The sequence below is a fragment of the Bradyrhizobium sp. STM 3561 genome, assembly GCF_045571455.1.
GTDB lineage: Bacteria > Pseudomonadota > Alphaproteobacteria > Rhizobiales > Xanthobacteraceae > Bradyrhizobium > Bradyrhizobium vignae.
On record NZ_CP120695.1, the window covers coordinates 743,872 to 761,524 of the forward strand.

Annotated in this window: 15 protein-coding genes and 2 pseudogenes; 10 read left to right on the forward strand and 7 right to left on the reverse strand. The window is 64.6% G+C overall.

Annotated features, from left to right (window positions below; translation table 11 throughout):
- Nucleotides 1-147: 147 nt before the first annotated feature.
- Nucleotides 148-1,383 carry a glycosyltransferase family 4 protein gene (locus P6U28_RS03125; protein ID WP_407121712.1) on the reverse strand — a complete coding sequence of 412 codons (1,236 nt, stop codon included), beginning with the start codon at nt 1,381-1,383 and terminating at the stop codon, nt 148-150.
- Nucleotides 1,384-1,431: 48 nt separating this feature from the next.
- Here P6U28_RS03125 and P6U28_RS03130 point away from each other — a divergent pair, with 48 nt between their 5' ends.
- Complete coding sequence (locus P6U28_RS03130) at nt 1,432-2,316, forward strand: aldose 1-epimerase family protein (RefSeq protein ID WP_407121713.1); 885 nt, start codon at nt 1,432-1,434, stop codon at nt 2,314-2,316.
- A gap of 51 nt (nt 2,317-2,367) precedes the next feature.
- Here P6U28_RS03130 and P6U28_RS03135 read toward each other — a convergent pair whose 3' ends face one another.
- A complete protein-coding gene (locus P6U28_RS03135; RefSeq protein ID WP_407121714.1) occupies nt 2,368-3,216 on the reverse strand; it encodes an MBL fold metallo-hydrolase in 849 nt (282 codons plus the stop codon).
- 83 nt (nt 3,217-3,299) lie between these two features.
- Here P6U28_RS03135 and P6U28_RS03140 point away from each other — a divergent pair.
- A pseudogene (locus P6U28_RS03140) lies at nt 3,300-3,405 on the forward strand (DNA-binding response regulator); the annotation flags it as partial.
- Between the two features lie 16 nt (nt 3,406-3,421).
- Here P6U28_RS03140 and P6U28_RS03145 read toward each other — a convergent pair.
- Nucleotides 3,422-4,216 carry a lytic transglycosylase domain-containing protein gene (locus P6U28_RS03145; RefSeq protein ID WP_407121715.1) on the reverse strand — a complete coding sequence of 265 codons (795 nt, stop codon included), beginning with the start codon at nt 4,214-4,216 and terminating at the stop codon, nt 3,422-3,424.
- Between the two features lie 49 nt (nt 4,217-4,265).
- Nucleotides 4,266-4,568 (reverse strand): annotated as a pseudogene (locus tag P6U28_RS03150) (dienelactone hydrolase); the annotation flags it as partial.
- A 136-nt stretch (nt 4,569-4,704) separates the two neighbouring features.
- On the opposite strand from P6U28_RS03150, the gene pgm reads away from it, so the two are divergent.
- The 4 genes from pgm (at nt 4,705) to P6U28_RS03170 (ending at nt 9,439) form a co-directional block, all read left to right on the forward strand.
- Complete coding sequence (gene pgm, locus P6U28_RS03155; protein ID WP_407121716.1) at nt 4,705-6,351, forward strand: phosphoglucomutase (alpha-D-glucose-1,6-bisphosphate-dependent); 1,647 nt, start codon at nt 4,705-4,707, stop codon at nt 6,349-6,351.
- A gap of 290 nt (nt 6,352-6,641) precedes the next feature.
- Nucleotides 6,642-7,691 (forward strand): aromatic ring-hydroxylating dioxygenase subunit alpha, encoded by a 1,050-nt coding sequence (locus P6U28_RS03160; RefSeq protein WP_129144968.1) that lies wholly within the window; start codon nt 6,642-6,644, stop codon nt 7,689-7,691.
- A gap of 3 nt (nt 7,692-7,694) precedes the next feature.
- The gene (locus tag P6U28_RS03165) at nt 7,695-8,447 is read left to right on the forward strand and encodes a GntR family transcriptional regulator (RefSeq protein ID WP_122404911.1); all 753 of its coding nucleotides are present in this window, start codon (nt 7,695-7,697) and stop codon (nt 8,445-8,447) included.
- 11 nt (nt 8,448-8,458) lie between these two features.
- A complete protein-coding gene (locus P6U28_RS03170) occupies nt 8,459-9,439 on the forward strand; it encodes a PDR/VanB family oxidoreductase (RefSeq protein WP_407121717.1) in 981 nt (326 codons plus the stop codon).
- Between the two features lie 219 nt (nt 9,440-9,658).
- Here P6U28_RS03170 and P6U28_RS03175 read toward each other — a convergent pair whose 3' ends face one another.
- Complete coding sequence (locus P6U28_RS03175; RefSeq protein ID WP_407121718.1) at nt 9,659-11,620, reverse strand: putative bifunctional diguanylate cyclase/phosphodiesterase; 1,962 nt, start codon at nt 11,618-11,620, stop codon at nt 9,659-9,661.
- Between the two features lie 303 nt (nt 11,621-11,923).
- Complete coding sequence (locus P6U28_RS03180; protein ID WP_407121719.1) at nt 11,924-12,289, reverse strand: nuclear transport factor 2 family protein; 366 nt, start codon at nt 12,287-12,289, stop codon at nt 11,924-11,926.
- Between the two features lie 174 nt (nt 12,290-12,463).
- On the opposite strand from P6U28_RS03180, the gene P6U28_RS03185 reads away from it, so the two are divergent.
- From P6U28_RS03185 to hemC, 3 genes are all read left to right on the forward strand, one after another.
- Nucleotides 12,464-13,054, forward strand: coding sequence for a TetR/AcrR family transcriptional regulator (locus P6U28_RS03185; protein ID WP_122404907.1), 591 nt, complete (start codon nt 12,464-12,466; stop codon nt 13,052-13,054).
- Nucleotides 13,055-13,233: 179 nt separating this feature from the next.
- Complete coding sequence (locus tag P6U28_RS03190; protein ID WP_407121720.1) at nt 13,234-14,859, forward strand: GMC family oxidoreductase; 1,626 nt, start codon at nt 13,234-13,236, stop codon at nt 14,857-14,859.
- Between the two features lie 65 nt (nt 14,860-14,924).
- A complete protein-coding gene (gene hemC, locus P6U28_RS03195; protein ID WP_407121721.1) occupies nt 14,925-15,866 on the forward strand; it encodes a hydroxymethylbilane synthase in 942 nt (313 codons plus the stop codon).
- Nucleotides 15,867-16,262: 396 nt separating this feature from the next.
- Here the strand turns inward: hemC and hemE are convergent, their stop codons facing one another.
- A complete protein-coding gene (gene hemE, locus P6U28_RS03200) occupies nt 16,263-17,297 on the reverse strand; it encodes a uroporphyrinogen decarboxylase (RefSeq protein WP_407121722.1) in 1,035 nt (344 codons plus the stop codon).
- 110 nt (nt 17,298-17,407) lie between these two features.
- Here hemE and P6U28_RS03205 point away from each other — a divergent pair, with 110 nt between their 5' ends.
- Nucleotides 17,408-17,623 carry a hypothetical protein gene (locus P6U28_RS03205; RefSeq protein ID WP_122406831.1) on the forward strand — a complete coding sequence of 72 codons (216 nt, stop codon included), beginning with the start codon at nt 17,408-17,410 and terminating at the stop codon, nt 17,621-17,623.
- Nucleotides 17,624-17,653 lie beyond the last annotated feature (30 nt).

Below are 17,653 nucleotides of genomic sequence, written 5' to 3' on the forward strand. Positions count from 1 at the left end.
CAGCGATGTGGTCATGTTGCGCCAAGCTCTTCGTGCGTGCGATCACCCGCAAGAACGAGAAATTTTCATGGAACTATGCAAGGAGCCCCGAGTTGCAAATCGTTTGTGCAAAAACCGTTGCGCGCGAGAGGCGAGCTGCGTCGAATTTCAAGCAGCGCTGGCGACGTTCGCCGGCGCTGCGAGGTGATCGAGCAGAGCCTTCGCAGATTTTTTCCACGAATAGAATGTCACGCGATCCTGTTGCCGCATGCGTTCCTGGTCCGAGATCGCGCCCGCTGCCAATCTTTCGAGCATGAGCTGCTTCAATGCTTCGGCATCGGTGGCGCGAAAATACGCGGCCGCGTCACCGCACGTCTCCACGACGGCATCAGCCGTCGAAGCGATGACCGGGCAACCGAAGATCATGGCTTCGAGCGGCGGCACGCCGAATCCCTCATAGAGCGAGGGAAACACGAATGCCGATGCATGCGCATAGAGAGCTGCAATCTCGCCGTCGGTCAGACGGCCAGCAAGCAGCAGGCCTGCAGCCCCTACGCCCGAATTGTCCTGAAAGACTTTACTGTTATCGCCGCCGACGATGACCAGGGGAACGTCAGGCCGATCGAGCAGCTGGATGGCGCGGATCGCGACGGAAAGATTCTTGTTCTTGGTCCTCGAGCCCACATAAAGGAAGAATTTCTGCGGCTGAAGGCCGAGCCGGGCAATGATGCCGGGATCTGGTTTCGTCTTGGCGAAGTGCTCTGCGCTGTTGGGGAAGACCGGGATCTCTGTTGCCGATAGATTCAACACCTCGGCGAGCTCTCCGCGCGAAAAAGCCGATACGGTTGCGATGCTTGCGCGCCGGGCGAGCAGCCGGCCCATGGTTCGGTGAACTGCCAGATAGCGCCAGTTGAAGAAGTCGGGCCGGCGAAAGACCTGGGCGTCGTGGATCACGACGAGGTGGTCGCGATGGAAGACGGGACCGGAATTGGCCAGACTGATCAGGCGGCCTCCGGCGGCGGCGCGCGCGAGATCGATTTGATCCCACGCATGTCCATGCAACCGGCCGACTGCGCGGATCTTGATCCGCTCGAGATCAAGGCTCTCGCTTGCATCCGCAGGCGTCAGCAACTGCCAGTCCGCATTGCGCAGCGAGGCTGGAGTCTGCTCAGACGCCAGCAGCACGTCGATGGCCTTGACCACTTCAGCGGCATAGCGCTGAACGCCCGTGAGCTTTTGCGACAGAAAGCGGCCGTTGATGAAGAATTTCAATTGGCTACCACGATGGTTCATGGAGTCCCGGCCGGGGTCCCGGGGAGCTCGCGGTGGAGGAACCGCAAGTGAGCAATCGTTAGGTACAGAAATATGACGCAGCTCGGCATGGCTCCGAGGCGCCGCCTGCATGGCCGGCGCCGCCTTGCTGCGTCTGAGTCCGCGGTGTAGAGGTCGGCAATGACCGACACCCACTCCCTTCGCAGCGGCTCCCTCACCGCCACCATCAAGGCGCACGGCGCCGAGCTGTGCTCGCTGAAGGACGGCGGCATCGAATTCCTTTGGCAGGCGGGGCCGGAATGGCCGCGTCACGCGCCGCTGCTGTTTCCCATCGTCGGGCGTCTTGCCAATGACGAATTGCTGCACCAGGGCAAATCGTATCGGATGACCCAGCACGGCTTTGCCCGCGACAGCCGTTTTGTGTGGGCAGAGCGCGGCGAGAGCCGCTGCACCCTGGTGCTCCATGACAATGAGGCGACGCGCGCGCTCTATCCGTTCCCGTTCCGGCTCACGGCCGCCTATGCGATCGATGATTCCGGTCTCGATCTGACGCTCACGATCGCCAACACCGGCAAGGAGACATTGCCGGCTTCGATCGGCGGCCATCCCGCCTTCAACTGGCCGCTGCAGTCCGACGCGGCAAAGCAGGACTATGCGCTGACCTTCGCGCGCGCAGAGTCGTCTCCCGTCCGCCGTCTCGATGGTGGACTGCTGCGCCCGGCAGTGCAGCCGAGCCCGGTCAAAGGTGCCGCGCTGCCCTTGTCCGAATCCCTATTCACCGACGACGCCATCATCTTCGACCGGATCGAGAGCACTTCGGTCCGCTATGCCGCGGGGCAGGGGGCATCGATGGGGCCCTGGCTGAAAATGTCCTGGCGCGGCTTTCGCGAACTCGGCGTCTGGTCGAAACCGTCAGGTGCGCCGTTCCTCTGCATCGAGCCCTGGCGCGGCTATGCCAGTCCCGCCGGCTTCGACGGCGAGTTCACCGACAAGCCGGGCCTGATGCACATCGCGCCGGGCGCTGAAGAAGAGTTGTCCTACCGGATCGAGGTCGGATCGTCCTGACGCCGAACAGATTCCGCACGCATGTTTGCGGCGCGCGTGCTTCGATGATGCTCAGACCTCGATACGCGTGAGATCCTCGCCGAGCACGACCGGCCCCGCATAGTCCTGCCTGACATCCTCGAGCAGCGCGTTCAACATGGCATCATCGCTGCGCGGCCGGTGGTGGGTCAGCGCGAGCTTCTTGACGCCGGCCTTGGCCGCGATCTTGCCGACCGTGTCGCCACAGGCGATCGTGTATTTCGCAAGCCGGCGCAAATGCTCGTTGTTGATCTCCGGCGTGGCGAGAAAGCAGCACTGGACCAGCAGGTCGGCTCCCTCAGCCAGCCGCTCGAGCCCGGGGCAGGGCACGGTGTCGCCGGAAATTGCGATGATCTTGCCCTCCGCTTCGAAGCGGTAGCCGAGACACATCCAGCGCGCGACGAAGGCCGGCGGCATGTCGAGGCCATCGCCATGCGAGACCAGCTCGGCACTGATCTTCCAGCGCCCGGTGTCGAGAACAGGACCCGGCACGATGTCCGTTGCGACGACAGGCTTCCAGCCGCCGAAGCTGGGTTCGCCCTTGTCCCGCCACGCGATGTCCTTGTCGTAGACCTGCGTGATCAGCGTGCTGACGAGCCGCTCGGTATCCGGCGGTCCATAGACGCGCAGCTCGTCCTTGCGCCCGTCCATCCATGAATTCAGCATCACGTCGTAGAGGTCGCCGATGTGGTCGAAATGGTGATGCGTGAGAAAGACCGTGTTGATGGCGCCGAGCGGCACGCCGGCCTTGCTGAGCTGCACCACGACGCCGCGGCCTGCGTCGAACAGGATATTCTCGTCGCCTAGCCTGATCAGCGTGGTGGTCGCCATGCGGCGCGGGTCCGGGCGCGGACCGCCGGTGCCGAGCAGTATGACCTCCATGACGCCACCTCCAAGTGCAGGCTTTTGGAGCACAGTAGATGCGAAGCGTGCGGCCGAGCAAGCTGCGGCGGGCTGCCGGTGGCGTGGATCGCATCCTCGGGCTCGAGGTCGCCGGGCGACCACTACGTCACCAGGCCGATCAACTTGCGCGATCTGCTCGCGCGCGCAGAGTTCGCGCTCAGTGAGCGGTTGTAGGACATCATCGTCAGCGAGACGCGACGCGCTTCCATCGTGCTTCGATGCGTGCCTTGATCTGGCTGATGCGGGCCTCATGTGCGGCCCAATAGGCGCGGCTGGCGGCCGCGGTGCCTTGACGGTAGCGGGCATAGACCGCTTTGGGCTGCACCGCGATCTTCGGGCGGCTCGCCGGTTTTGCCGGAGCCGGAGCAGCGACCGGGGGCGGCGGATCCGGAGCAGCCGCAGCTTCGGTCCCCGCCTGCATCGCGTTCATGGCAACGAGACGGTTGCGGGCCCGGTTGCAATAGACCTGCGACCGCGCGGTCATCTCCTCTTCGCCATGACCTGCCCGGTATTTCATCAGGGCGCGGCAGAGGTCGCCGCCCGCCAGCTGCCAAGCCCGGCTGAGATAAAGCACCCCGTAATGGATGTTGATATCAGGCTCCGCCAATTCCGCATTGCTCCCGCGGAAGCCCAGCATCGCGGCCGTCTCGGGGCGCACCTGCATCAGGCCGATTTCGCCCGCGCTGCCGATGATCGCCGGGTTATAGCCGCTTTCGACGAAGACGACCGCTTCGGCGATATCGGCTGGTAAATCGGTGCTTTTGGTTTCTCTCTCGATGATCTTCCGGATCATGGCCCGGGATGACGGCGTTTCGCCGGCGCCGAGCTCCATGTTGGCGTTCGCGATCGTCGAGGTCGTGTGCGGCCCGTCGATATCGCCGTCGCCGGCATGTGCGCCGATCGGGGCCGACAAGAGCAGGACGACCGCGAGGTGTCTCCACATCGCGCCGAGTATGAAGCGTGCCCGATCCCACAGCATGGGTTTGTCATAGCGCTCCGGAGTTAACAAACCGGCCTCTGGCGCGAGGTCACTGGCGCGCGCGGGCGCTCTGATCAGTGGACCTTGCTTGCGAAGGCTCCGTCAGCTGGTCATCGACCGCATAGAGCGTGCAGACGGGCGACCATTTCATGCAGGCCGCCAGCGAGTCGCGCCCGGCGTCGTCGGCTGAGGCGCGACCCGCGCGCCAGCCGTAGCCGCCGTTCGGCGACACGGCAAAAGCCTTGTGCGGCAGCATGCTTGCGAGATAGCGCGCGAACTCGGCCCGCGCGGCCTCATTGAGCTGGTGCGGTGGCGGCAGCGGATCTGGCGGGCTCAGAATGCCGTGGCTGAGATCCGGAGCGGTTGTCCCGCATGTCATGCGAACCACAACCCAAGGAACGCCTTCCCCCTCGCGCGTGTTGTGCCCTTGGCGGGGGCACGGCCGATGCTATGGTGTCCCGCACTCACGACAGAACGAGGATATTTCAGTGGCTGATGTTCATCCCGCGGCGGGCAAGCAGGCTTCGCCGGACGCGCTCACCAATATTCCGCGGCTGGTGACGGCCTATTTCGCCGGCAAGCCGGATGCGTCCGATCCGGCGCAGCGCGTGGCGTTCGGCACGTCGGGCCATCGCGGCACCTCGTACAAGAACACGTTCAACGAAGGCCACATCCTCGCGACCACGCAAGCCATTTGTGATTACAGAAGAGAAAAGGGCCTGACAGGTCCGCTCTTCATCGGCATCGATACCCACGCGCTGGCTGAGCCGGCGCTGGTCAGCGCCATCGAAGTGTTCGCCGCCAACGGCGTCGACATCATGATCGACAAGGACGGCGGCTACACGCCGACGCCTGTCATCTCACACGCCATCCTCACCTACAACAAGGCCCGCACCAGCGGCCTCGCCGACGGCGTCGTCATCACGCCCTCCCACAATCCGCCGGAAGACGGCGGCTACAAATACAATCCGCCGCATGGCGGCCCGGCCGATACGGATGTGACCGGCGTCGTCGAGAAGCGCGCCAACGCCTATCTCGCCGGCGATCTCGAGGACGTGAAGCGCATCGACTATGCCAAGGCGCGCAAGGCGGCGAACGTCCACGCCTACGACTTCGTCACCCCCTACGTCGCCGATCTCGGCAATGTCGTCGATCTCGATCTCGTCAAATCCGCCGGCGTCAATATCGGCATCGATCCTCTCGGAGGTGCCGCCGTGCAGTACTGGCATCCGATCATCGAGCGCCATGGCCTCAACGCCACCGTCGTGAACCAGGCGATCGATCCGACCTTCCGCTTCATGACGGTCGACTGGGACGGCAAGATCCGCATGGACTGCTCCTCGCCTTACGCGATGGCGAGCCTGATCGGCATGCGCGACCGCTTCGACGTCGCCTTTGCCAACGACACCGACGCCGACCGCCACGGCATCGTCACCCGCACCGGCGGCCTGATGAATCCGAACCATTATCTGGCGACCGCGATCTCCTACCTCTTCGCGCATCGCCCGAACTGGGGCAAGAGTGCTGCGATCGGCAAGACCGTGGTGTCGAGCTCGATCATTGACCGCGTCGCCAAGAAGCTCGGTCGTAGGCTGGTCGAGACGCCGGTCGGGTTCAAATGGTTCGTCGACGGCCTCCTCACCGGCAGCTTCGGCTTCGGCGGCGAGGAGAGTGCAGGGGCCTCGTTCCTGCGCCGCGACGGCACGGTGTGGACCACCGACAAGGACGGCATCATCCTCGGCCTGTTGGCTGCCGAGATCATGGCCAAGACCGGTCGCGATCCCAGCCAGCTCTTTGACGATCTCACCGCCGAGTTCGGCATGCCCCATTACGCGCGCATCGACGTTGCCGCGACCGGGCCGCAAAAGAACATCCTGAAGTCCGTCACGCCCGAGCAGCTCGGCCTCGAGGAGCTCGCCGGCGATCCGGTGCGCTCAACGCTGAGCAAGGCGCCCGGCAACGGCCAGCCCTTCGGCGGCATCAAGGTCGAAACCGATTTCGGCTGGTTCGCCGCAAGGCCGTCGGGGACGGAGGATGTCTACAAGATCTACGCCGAAAGCTTCCGCAGCGCCGAGCACCTGACGCGGATTCAGGAGGAAGCGCAGGCCGGCCTGGCGAAGGTGTTCGCGGCGTAAGGTGTTCTGCAGCCGGCACGCCTTTCTCTCGCCCTCCGAGAGGGCCGCCACATTTTTCCGGTGTCATCGCCCGCGAAGGCGGGCGATCCAGTACGCCGCGCCTGAAGTTTGTGTGAACCAATGTCTGCCGCGGAGTACTGGATTCCCCGCCTTCGCGGGGAATGACAGCGGATGGTGTGTATACATAATGAAATATGAAGGTAATATAATACGGCATTTGTGGCCTTGAACGTTTCCATACCCCCGCTATTGTATACATAACGTATTCATAAGCCGTGGGAGTGAGACCGATGACGAAACCCTTCCCCATGAACGCCTGGTACGCCGCCGCCTGGGACGCCGAGGTGAAGCCGGCGCTGCTGCCGCGGACGATCTGCGGCAAGCATGTCGTGATGTATCGGAAAGCTGACGGCTCGGTGGCCGCGCTGGAGGACGCCTGCTGGCATCGCTTGGTGCCGCTGTCCAAGGGGCGGCTGGAGGGCGACACCGTCGTCTGCGGCTATCATGGCCTGAAATACAATGCGCAGGGCCGCTGCACCTTCATGCCCTCGCAGGAGACCATCAACCCCTCGGCCTGCGTGCGCGCCTATCCCGTCGTCGAGCGCCATCGCTACATCTGGCTCTGGATGGGCGATCCTGCACTCGCCGATCCCGCGCTCGTGCCCGACATGCACTGGAACGACGATCCCGCCTGGGCCGGCGATGGCAAGACAATCCATGTCAATTGCGACTACCGTCTCGTGCTCGACAATCTCATGGATCTCACCCACGAGACCTTCGTGCACGGCTCGTCGATTGGAAATGACGCGGTGGCGGAAGCGCCGTTCGACGTCACCCATGGCGAGAAGACGGTGACGGTGACGCGCTGGATGCGCGGCATCGAGCCGCCGCCGTTCTGGGGCAAGCAGCTCGGCAAGCCCGGCCTCGTCGATCGCTGGCAGATCATCCGTTTCGAGGCGCCGTGCACCATCGCCATCGACGTCGGCGTGGCGCCGACGGGCACCGGCGCGCCGGAAGGCGACCGCTCGCAGGGCGTCAACGGCTTCGTGCTCAACACCATCACGCCGGAGACGGAGAAGACCTGCCATTACTTCTGGGCCTTCGTGCGCAATTATCGCATCAGCGAGCAGCGCATCACCACCGAGATCCGCGAGGGCGTCTCCGGCATCTTCCGCGAGGACGAGCTGATCCTCGAAGCGCAGCAGCGCGCGATGGACGAGAACCCCGACCGCATCTTCTATAACCTCAACATCGACGCCGGCGCGATGTGGTCGCGCAAGCTGATCGACCGGATGGTGGCGAAGGAAAACGCGCCAACGCACCTCCAGGCCGCGGAGTAGATCATGGCCGAGCGTGAGGTCGACCGCTCCGTCTCGCAGACCGTGAAGGCGCAGCTCGCGCTGCGCGATCAGATTCTGTCGGGGTCTTTACGCCCCGGCGAGCGCATCTCCGAGCTGCAGGCGGTGGAGACCACCGGCGCCTCGCGCACGCCGGTGCGCATGGCGCTGGTGCGGCTGGAGGAGGAGGGCCTGCTGGAGGCGATCCCCTCGGGCGGCTTCATGGTGAAGGCGTTCTCCGAGCGCGACATCTCCGATTCCATCGAACTGCGCGGCACGCTGGAAGGTTTGGCTGCGCGCTTTGCCGCCGAGCGCGGCGTCTCCGCGCGCGAGCTCGAATCGTTGAAGGAGTGCCTTTCCGCAATCGACGAATTGCTCCGCCAGGTGCCGATCTCGGTCGATGCCTTCTCGTCCTATGTCACGCTGAATGCGCGTTTCCACGCGCTGCTCACGGAACTGTCCCGCAGCCAGCCCCTGATCCGGCAGATCGACCGCGCCTCAGCGCTGCCGTTCGCATCGCCAAGCGGCTTTGTGATGGCGCAGTCGGCGCTGCCCGAGGCGCAGCAGATCCTGATCATCGCCCAGGAGCACCATCGCGTCGTGATCGACGCCATCGAGAACCGCGAGGGCGCGCGCGCCGAGGCCATCATGCGCGAGCATGCCCGGCTCGCGGTGCGAAACCTGCGGCTCGCGCTGCGCAACCGCACCCATCTCGACCTCTTGCCGGCGCTCGCGCTGATCAAGACCGCAACCGATTGAGGGCAGTCACAATGCGCTTCGTCGAAACCCGGATTCCGGCGACACTCGTCTCGACGCGCGATCTCGCGCCCGGCATCCGCGAATTTCTGATCAGGCCGGATCAGTTCGACGTCACGTCCTATCCGGTCGGCAGCCACATCAATGTCAGCGTCACCATCGACGGCCTGCCGGAGACGCGATCCTATTCGCTGGTCGGCGAAGCCTCTTCGCATGGCTTCAGAATAGCGGTGCGCCGCGCTGAGGATTCCCGCGGCGGCTCGCGCTACATGTGGCAGCTCGCACCCGGCGCGCGCCTCGACATCACCCGGCCCGCTTCGCTCCTTGCGGTTGACTGGGCTCGCGAAAACTACTGCCTGATCGCCGGCGGCATCGGCATCACCCCGATCCTCGGCGCGGCGCAGGCACTGGCGCGGCGCGAGGCAAACGTCGCGCTGCATTACGCCGTGCGCTCGCGCCGTGAGGCCGCCTATCTCGACGATCTCGCCGCGATGCTCGGGGACCGTCTGGTTGTTCACGCCAGCGACGAGGGCCGGCGGCTCGATCTCGACGCGCTGTTCGCCTCGTTGCCGCAAAGTACGCTGGCCCTGTTCTGCGGCCCGATGCGGATGCTGGACGCCGCGCGCCATGCCTGGATCGGGGCCGGCCACCCGCTGCCCGATCTCCGCTACGAGACCTTCGGCTCCAGCGGCACGCTGCCGACCGAAACTTTTCGCGTGCGATTGAAGGACTCGAACGTCGAGCTCGAGATCCCGCGCGAGCGCTCGATGCTGGACGTGCTCAACGCCAGCGGCCACGACGTGATGTACGACTGCAAGCGCGGCGAATGCGGCCTCTGCGCCATCGACGTGGTCGCGGTCGACGGCGAGATCGATCATCGCGACGTCTTCTTCAGCGATCATCAGAAACAGAGCAACCGGAAGATCTGCGCCTGCGTCTCTCGCGCGCGCGGCACCATCACGGTGGACACCCTGCTGCGGGCGGATGCGATCTGACACTAAAGCGCGATGGGATCGGGATGAATCGCCATCGCGCTTCAGGTTATTGTTTGAGCATGATCTTTTCGGAAAACCGCTGCACACTTTTCCGGATCATGCTCTAGGAGAGGTCGCCATGCCCGGGCTTGTCCCGGCCATCCACGTTCTTCATGCTCGGAGCCGACGCGTGGATGGGCGGTACGAGCCAGGCCATGACGCGGTTGGAAGCGCTGGCACCTACGCCGCGTAAATCGCCCGAAGCTTCTTCGTATCGAGCAGCGCCAGCACGCCATCGGCCGAAACAGGCCGGCTGATGAGATACCCCTGCACCTCGTCGCAACTGATCTGGCGCAGATATTCGAGCTGGTCGGCGGTCTCGACTCCCTCCGCCACCACGCCGATGTCGAGGTCGCGTGCCAGCGAAATCACCGACTTCACGATCGCGGCGCAGTCCGGCTGCACCAGCATGTCGCGGATGAAGGACTGGTCGATCTTGATGCGGCTGAACGGCAGCTTGCGCAGGTATGTCAGCGACGAGAAGCCGGTGCCGAAGTCGTCGAGCGCCACGGTGACTCCGAGCTCCAGCAATGCGTTCAGGACCGTCGCGGCCGAGCCGTATTTCGACAGCAGCATCGATTCCGTGATCTCGATCTCGAGCCGATGCGGGGCAATCTTGGCGTCGGCGAGCGCCTGCACGATGATCTGAAGAATGCCTGTATTGTGGAACTGCGCCGCGGAGAAGTTCACGGCGACCCTGATCTCTTCCGGCCATTGCGCCACGGTGGCGCAGGCGCGGCGGATCACCCATTCGCCGATCGCGTGGATCAGCCCGGTCTCCTCCGCGATTGGTATGAATTCACTCGGCGGCACCAGCCCGCGCGAAGGATGCCGCCAGCGCAACAGCGCCTCGAAGCCGGTGATCCGGTTGTCGCGGATATCGAGGAAAGGCTGGAACGCCAGGAACAGCTCGTCTCGCGCGATCGCGCCTTCGAGGTCCGACTGCAGCGCCTTGCGGTCGCGAGATAGCCTGTCGTCCGCTTGTTCGAAGAAGCAGACCGTGCCCGGCCCCGCCTTCTTGGCACGGTAGAGCGCCGCATCGGCGTTCTTCATGACGTCGAGCGCGGTGTTGCCGTCGCGAGGGGCCAGCACGATGCCGACGCTGGTCGCGCCGATGATCTGGCGGTCCTCGATCTGGAACGGTTCGTCGAACGCCGCGACGAAGCGCTCGGCGATTTCGAGCGCATCCTCGGGCCGCGCCAGATTGGCCATCACCAGTGCGAACTCATCGCCGCCGATGCGCGCTACGTGCTCGGCCGTGCGGGTGCAGCGCTGCAGGCGGCCTGCGACCTGCACCAGGAAGTCATCGCCGGCGGGATGGCCGAACTTGTCGTTGACCTCCTTGAAGCGATCGAGATCGAGCAGCAGCACCGCGAACTCCTCGCCGGAAAGGGCCAGTCGCTTCAGCGCGGCATCGAGCGTCTCGTTGAAGGCGAAGCGATTGGGCAGTTGCGTCAGCGAGTCCTGGCGCACCGTGCGCTCCGCCTCGATCTGCCGTATCACGCGCCGCGCGAACGAGAACGAATTGACGAACACGTTGCGCAGCAGCACGCTGCCATAGACCACGACGAGGAAGGCCATCAGCAGGAAGGCCAGGTCGCCGTTCCTGCTGAGGCAGATCGCGATGCCGAGGAAGATGGGCGCCGTGAACGCGATGGCCGCGATCGGGATCGTGGCGAAGGCTAGCGCGCCTCCGGCCAGCATGCCCGAGCACAGGCAGGTGATGACGAGCTGCCCGCCGGTCGAGGCGCCGGCGAAGAACGCGACCGGGACGATGCCCCAGGCGGAGCCAAGGATGAAGGCATTGCGCACCAGCCGGTGCATGGCGCGGCGCGAGACGAATTGCGGCTTGGTAATGCGGCGCGCGGCGTAGGATTGCAGGCAAAATCCGATCGCGGCGGCGGCGACCGCGACCGCCCAGATCAGGGCGAACATCCGGTCCGGCGACTGCCACAGCGCGATGGCGAGTACGATGGCGTTGCAGGCATTGGCGAGCATGATGCCGACCGAATAGCCGAGCACCAGCGACATCTGTTCGGCGCGGATATGGCCGGCCATCGCCTCGTCGGTTGCGGGACCGCCAAAGGCCGACAGATCGCCGGCGAACAACCGTGCGACATAGTTGGTCGTTTGAGTCCGCATCCCAGAGCCTAGCAGCAGGGCCGTTCGTCCAGCTCGATCCGGAGAATTCGCTACAAACCTTTGACGAACTATGAATTTTCCACGCCAGCCAGCTTGGCTGCGACCACTCCTGCGTGTTCAAAGCAAGGTATCGATAACAAATCGATACAAATGCGACGTCTTGCGTTACGGATGTAACGGAAGGAGCATGCGGGGCATCCAGTAGGCCGCGGCTTCTCGGCTCAATCACAGCTGTCCTCAATCACAGCTGTCTCGGAGTACTGGATCGCCGGTCAAGCCGGGCGATGACAGCAGCTCGGGGCTTCACCGCCCCAGCTGCTTCGGGTCGTAATAGAACCGTTCCTCGATCAGCTCATCGCCCCGCCAGGCCTGCCACGCGATCTCGTCCAGCGTTCGGACGACGCCTTCGGCATTGGTGAAGCTGAAAACCCAGCGCGTGGCGACGTGGTCGCCCTCGATCAGGCTCGGGGCGACGCGGACGGCCTTGACCTCCTTGAAAGCGGTCAGCACGCCGCGCTCCTTTGCCGCCAGCTTGTCGCGCCCCATCGTCGGCTCGGCGTTGTTCTCGTAGGTGGCAGCATCGGGCGCATAGAATTGCTCGATCGCGCCGACGAAGTCCCCGTCCTCCAGCAGTTTCGCAAAGGCTTCGACGATGTCACGGCTCGGCATGGCGACCTCACGATTAAAACCGACTTATAGTCGGTAAACACCGACCGATGGTCGAAAAGTCAACTGGCCGTCCGCGCTGAATTCGATTAGAGGGGGAGTGAGTTTGAATCGATGCGAGCCAAGAACTCGGAACACCTCTCCCCGTCGGGGAGAGGTGGACGCAAGACGAGAGCCATGGCGAAACAGGCGGAGCGGCGGGCGGCGACGACGGAAGCGATCCTGACGGCGGCGCGCCGCTTGTTCGGCACGCAAGGCTTTGCCGCCACTACCATGGACGAGATCGCCGAAGGCGCCTCCGTCGCCAAGGGCGCGGTCTATCATCACTTCAAGACCAAGGAGGCGGTGTTCGAAGCCGTGTTCGATCAGGTCTCGCGCGACCTCGTTGCCGAGATCGACCGCACGGCGCGGGCAGAGAAGGACGTGCTCGCCGCGATGGTCGCCGGCACCCAGCATTACTTTGCCGCGACCGCCAAGGGCCCGACCGGCCAGATCATCCTGCGCGACGGTCCCGCCGTGCTCGGCTGGGAACGCTGGCGCGAGATCGACGCGCAGCACTTCGGCGGCAAGATGCCGCGTGCGCTTTCCGCAGCGATGGAGGCCGGCCTGATCGCGCGGCAGCCGGTCGAGCCCTTAGCGCGGCTGCTGCTCGGCGCCGTGACGGAGGCCGCGGTCGCCTGCGCCGGCCGTGCCGATATCGCAAGGGCAGGCGCGGAATATGCCCGTGCGTTCAAGTCGCTGGTCGAGGCACTGCGCGTGCGCGCATGATTGTGTTAATGCGGAGCGAGTGATGTGGATGGGGTTACGGTCTCACTTGCCATTGCGGCTCCTCACCCGGATTGCTACGGACGATGCCGCGCATTGCCGTGCGCAAACCGACCTCTCTCCGCTGGGAGAGGTGAAGTGACGAACTGGAAACGCCATACCAACAAAAAGAACAGTAGCGCATGAACGCAAATTCCTCTCTCGCACTCAACGATCCCGAATTCGATTACGTCATCGTCGGCGCCGGCTCTGCCGGCTGCGTGCTGGCCAATAGGCTCTCTGCGAACGGCAAGCACAGCGTGCTGCTGCTCGAGGCCGGCCCGAAGGACTCCAACATCTGGATCCACGTCCCGCTCGGCTACGGCAAGCTGTTCAAGGAGAAGAGCGTCAACTGGATGTACCAGACCGAGCCGGAGCCCGAGTTGAAGGGCCGCCAGGTGTTCCAGCCTCGCGGCAAGACGCTGGGCGGCTCGAGCTCGATCAACGGCCTGCTCTATGTCCGTGGTCAGCACGAGGACTATGACCGCTGGCGCCAGCTCGGCAACACGGGATGGGGGTATGACGACGTGCTGCCCTATTTCAAGAAGGCCGAGAACCAGTCGCGCGGCGCCGATCACTATCACGGCACGGGCGGACCGCTGCCGGTCTCCAACATGATCGTGACCGATCCGCTATCGAAGGCTTTCATCGATGCTGCCGTCGAGACCGGTCTGCCCTACAACCCTGATTTCAACGGCGCGATGCAGGAAGGCGTCGGCCTGTTCCAGACCACGACGCGCAACGGTCGCCGCGCCTCCGCGGCGGTGGCCTATCTCGGCCCTGCCAAGGCCCGCGGCAACCTCAAGATCGAGACGGGCGCGCTCGCCCAACGCATCCTGTTCGAGGGACGCCGCGCCGTCGGTGTCGAGTACCGCCAAGGCGCTGCCTTGCGCCGCGCACGGGCGCGCAAGGAGGTCGTGCTGTCGAGCGGGGCCTACAACTCGCCGCAACTGCTCCAGCTCTCCGGCGTCGGCCCTGGCGATCTCCTGCGCAAGCACGGCATCGAGGTGGTGCTGGACGCACCGGGCGTCGGTCACGACCTTCAGGACCACATGCAAGTCCGCATCGTGATGCGCTGCTCGCAGAAGATCACGCTCAACGACACCATCAACCATCCGCTTCGTCGCACCATGGCCGGCGCGCGCTATGCGCTGTTCCGCAAGGGCTGGCTGACGATCGCGGCGGGCACGGCCGGAGCCTTCTTCAAGACCAGTCCGCGGCTGGCTTCGCCAGACATCCAGGTGCACTTCCTGCCGTTCTCGACCGACAAGATGGGCGAGAAGCTGCATGATTTCTCCGGCTTCACCGCCTCGGTGTGCCAGCTACGGCCCGAAAGCCGCGGCTCCCTGCGCATCAAGAGCGCGGACCCGACCGTGCCGCCGGAGATCCGCATCAACTACATGTCGACCGAGACCGACCGAACCACCAACGTGGAGGGTCTGAAAATCCTGCGCAAGATCCTGAACGCGCCGGCGCTGAAACCGTTCGTGGTCAGCGAGTACGATCCCGGGCCAAAGGTATCCACGGATGCCGAGCTGCTCGATTTCTGCCGTGAGCGCGGCAGCACCATCTACCATCCGACCTCGACCTGTCGTATGGGCAATGACGCGCTTGCCGTGGTCGATCAGCGGCTGAAGGTGAGGGGGCTCGACGGCCTTCGTGTCGTCGACGGCTCGATCATGCCGGACCTCGTGTCGGGGAACACCAACGCGCCGATCATCATGATCGCTGAAAAGGCTTCCGACATGATATTAGAGGAGGCGCGTTGATTTGCGGCTAGAAAGGACAGCGGCTTGGCTACGCGACTGAAGATATCGGCACCCGCAAGAGCGCCATGGCGCTGGCACAGACGGACGAGATCGCGCGCCGCCTGACCGCCGCCGTGCCGGGTCTCGACGTCGAGATCGTCAAGTTCGACACCACGGGCGATCTGGACCAGACCAGCAAGCTGCTGCCACATGGCGGCAAGGGCGGCGCTTTCGTGGCGCAGATCCGCGCCGCCGTGCTCTCGGGCGAATTGCAGGCGGCGATGCATTCGCTGAAGGACATGCCGGGCAACGAGGACACGCCCGGCCTCGTCATCGGCGCCACGCTGTCGCGCGATCCGCCGAGCGACGCGCTGGTGCTGCGCGATGGCGTAACGCTGGAGGCGCTGCGTCAGTCGCGCGGCAAGGGTTTTAAGATCGGCACCAACGCCGTGCGCCGGGCGGCTTATGCACGGCGGTTGTTCCCGGAGGTGGAAGTGATCCATTTCCGTGGCGCCGCCGACACCCGCGTGCGAAAACTCGACAACGGTGAGAAGCAGCGCCTGCCGGATGGCGGTGCGGTGGGGCCGGCAGATGCGCTGATCATGGCGCGTTCGGGCCTCGATCGCGTCGGTCTGTCGAGCCGCATTGCGCACGAATTCACCGCGGCGGAGATGCTGCCGGCGGCGGGGCAGGGCATCGTCGCGGTCGAATGCGCGGCGCGGGACTGGCAGACGCGACAAATTCTGTCATCGATCGACGATCCCTTGGCCCACGCCTCAGCCGATGCCGAGCGCGAGGTGCTGTGGGTGCTCAACGGTCATTGCAATTCGCCGGTGGCGGGCTTCTCGACCATATCAGGCGATCAGATGTCGCTCACCGCCTCGGTGCTCGACCTCTCCGGCAACACCATCATCGAAGCTTCGTGCACGGGCCCGGCCAATCGCCCGCGCGAGCTCGGCCGTGCGGTAGGGCTCGATCTGCTGGTGAAGGGTGCGGCGGAGATCATCGAGCGCAGCCGCCCGCGCTGACGCGCTTTCCGCGACCGCCGTCGTCATTGCGAGCGCAGCGAAGTAATCCAGACTGCTACCCGCGGAAAGATTCTGGATTTGCTTCGCTGAGCCCGTCATCGGGCCGCGCTTCGCGTGGACCCGCTGGCTCGCAATGACTGGTGTGATGAGGAGCCGTCGTCTAACCCGCTGCACCAAGAGCCGGTTGGCACGCTGGCCTTTCTCGAAGCGGGGCAGCGCGCGATGATGCCATACTGCTCCTGTTTTGCCCGACGAGTCAAACCTCGGCGCGATCTGGTGCGATGACGTCTCATCTGATTTCAGCGCGCGCTAAGTCATTGATCGGGCGTGGTCTCTCTACTGTGCATGGGGTTGTTTTCGCACTTTTTTGTTTGCGCCTCCCGAGAGGCGGAAAGATCATCCCCGCACCCGCTTGATCATCTGCTCGACATGAGCGATCGGCGTCTCCGGCTGGATGCCATGGCCGAGATTGAAGATCAGCCGCCCTTGCGCAAAATTGGCCAGCACGTCGTCGACCGCGCGGTCGAGCGCGGCGCCGCCTGTGATCAGCACCAGCGGATCGAGATTGCCCTGCACCGCGACCTTGCTCTGCACGCGCTCGCGGATGAAGGCCGGCTCCGCGGTCCAGTCGATGCTGATGCCGTTGACGCCGGTTGCCTCGACGTAAGCGGGCAGCAGCGCGCCGGCCCCGCGCGGAAAGCCGATGATCTTCGCATCCGGCACCTTCGCACGCACGCCCGCCACGATGCGCCGCGTCGGTTCGCTCGACCAGCGCGCGAACTCGGTTGGCGGCAACACGCCGGCCCAGGTATCGAAGATCTGTAACGCGTCGGCACCGGCGGCGAGCTGCGCCAGCAGATATTCGATCGAGCTGTCGACCAGCACGTCGATGATTTTGGAGAATGCCTCGGGATGGCGGTACGCCATCATCCGGGCCGGCGCCTGGTCCGGCGTGCCGTGGCCGGCGACCATGTAGGTCGCCACCGTCCACGGCGCCCCGCAGAAGCCGATCAGCGCGGTCCTGGGATCTAGCGCGTCGCGCACGATCTTCAGTGCATCGAACACCGGTTGAAGCTTGCCGAGATCAGCGCGCCGCGCCAGCGTCGCGACCTTTGCCGGATCGTCGAGCGGCTCGAGCCGCGGGCCCTCGCCGACCTCGAACCGCACCGAGCGTCCGAGCGCATAGGGGATCACGAGGATGTCCGAGAAGATGATCGCCGCGTCGAAGCCGAATCTGCGGACCGGTTGCAGCGTGACCTCGGCGGCAAGCTCTGGATTGAAGCAGAGATCGAGGAAGCCGCCGGCCTTGGCGCGCACTTCGCGATATTCCGGCAAGTAGCGCCCGGCCTGACGCATCATCCATGTCGGCGGGACGGTCTGGCGCTGGCCGGAGAGCACGTCGATGAAAGGCTTTTTTGCAGACTGGGGCACGAACTGTCCTGATGCAGATTTGAGGTTCCTGATACACCGCCAAAGGCCCGAGCGGAACAGGGGAACCGAGGCAAATGCGCCGCGTTGACCGGCGAATGGAGGAGGATCTCATGGCTCAGACATTCAATCCCGCCCCGCACGACAAGCACGCCGAAGATCTGCGCGAGGCCCTCGCTGCCGATCGCAATGCCAAGCTCGACGCCGGGCTGAAGGATACGTTCCCGGCTTCAGATCCCGTAAGCGCCGCACAGCCGACGCCTTCGAAGGCCGATGCGGATGCCGAGCATTCCTCATTCTGGGACAAGGTTAAGGCCATCTTCAGCTAGCAGCATCGCGCGCCGGACTCCGATAGGCGT

Excerpts from the sequence above, each read along its gene's own strand:
- P6U28_RS03125 (WP_407121712.1), bottom strand. The coding sequence starts at position 1,383 with ATGCAGGCGGCGCCTCGGAGCCATGCCGAGCTGCGTCATATTTCTGTA.
- P6U28_RS03130 (WP_407121713.1), top strand. The coding sequence starts at position 1,432 with ATGACCGACACCCACTCCCTTCGCAGCGGCTCCCTCACCGCCACCATC.
- P6U28_RS03135 (WP_407121714.1), bottom strand. The coding sequence starts at position 3,216 with ATGGAGGTCATACTGCTCGGCACCGGCGGTCCGCGCCCGGACCCGCGC.
- P6U28_RS03145 (WP_407121715.1), bottom strand. The coding sequence starts at position 4,216 with ATGCTGTGGGATCGGGCACGCTTCATACTCGGCGCGATGTGGAGACAC.
- P6U28_RS03160 (WP_129144968.1), top strand. The coding sequence starts at position 6,642 with ATGACGAAACCCTTCCCCATGAACGCCTGGTACGCCGCCGCCTGGGAC.
- P6U28_RS03165 (WP_122404911.1), top strand. The coding sequence starts at position 7,695 with ATGGCCGAGCGTGAGGTCGACCGCTCCGTCTCGCAGACCGTGAAGGCG.
- P6U28_RS03170 (WP_407121717.1), top strand. The coding sequence starts at position 8,459 with ATGCGCTTCGTCGAAACCCGGATTCCGGCGACACTCGTCTCGACGCGC.
- P6U28_RS03175 (WP_407121718.1), bottom strand. The coding sequence starts at position 11,620 with ATGCGGACTCAAACGACCAACTATGTCGCACGGTTGTTCGCCGGCGAT.
- P6U28_RS03180 (WP_407121719.1), bottom strand. The coding sequence starts at position 12,289 with ATGCCGAGCCGTGACATCGTCGAAGCCTTTGCGAAACTGCTGGAGGAC.
- P6U28_RS03185 (WP_122404907.1), top strand. The coding sequence starts at position 12,464 with ATGGCGAAACAGGCGGAGCGGCGGGCGGCGACGACGGAAGCGATCCTG.
- P6U28_RS03190 (WP_407121720.1), top strand. The coding sequence starts at position 13,234 with ATGAACGCAAATTCCTCTCTCGCACTCAACGATCCCGAATTCGATTAC.
- hemC (WP_407121721.1), top strand. The coding sequence starts at position 14,925 with ATGGCGCTGGCACAGACGGACGAGATCGCGCGCCGCCTGACCGCCGCC.
- P6U28_RS03205 (WP_122406831.1), top strand. The coding sequence starts at position 17,408 with ATGGCTCAGACATTCAATCCCGCCCCGCACGACAAGCACGCCGAAGAT.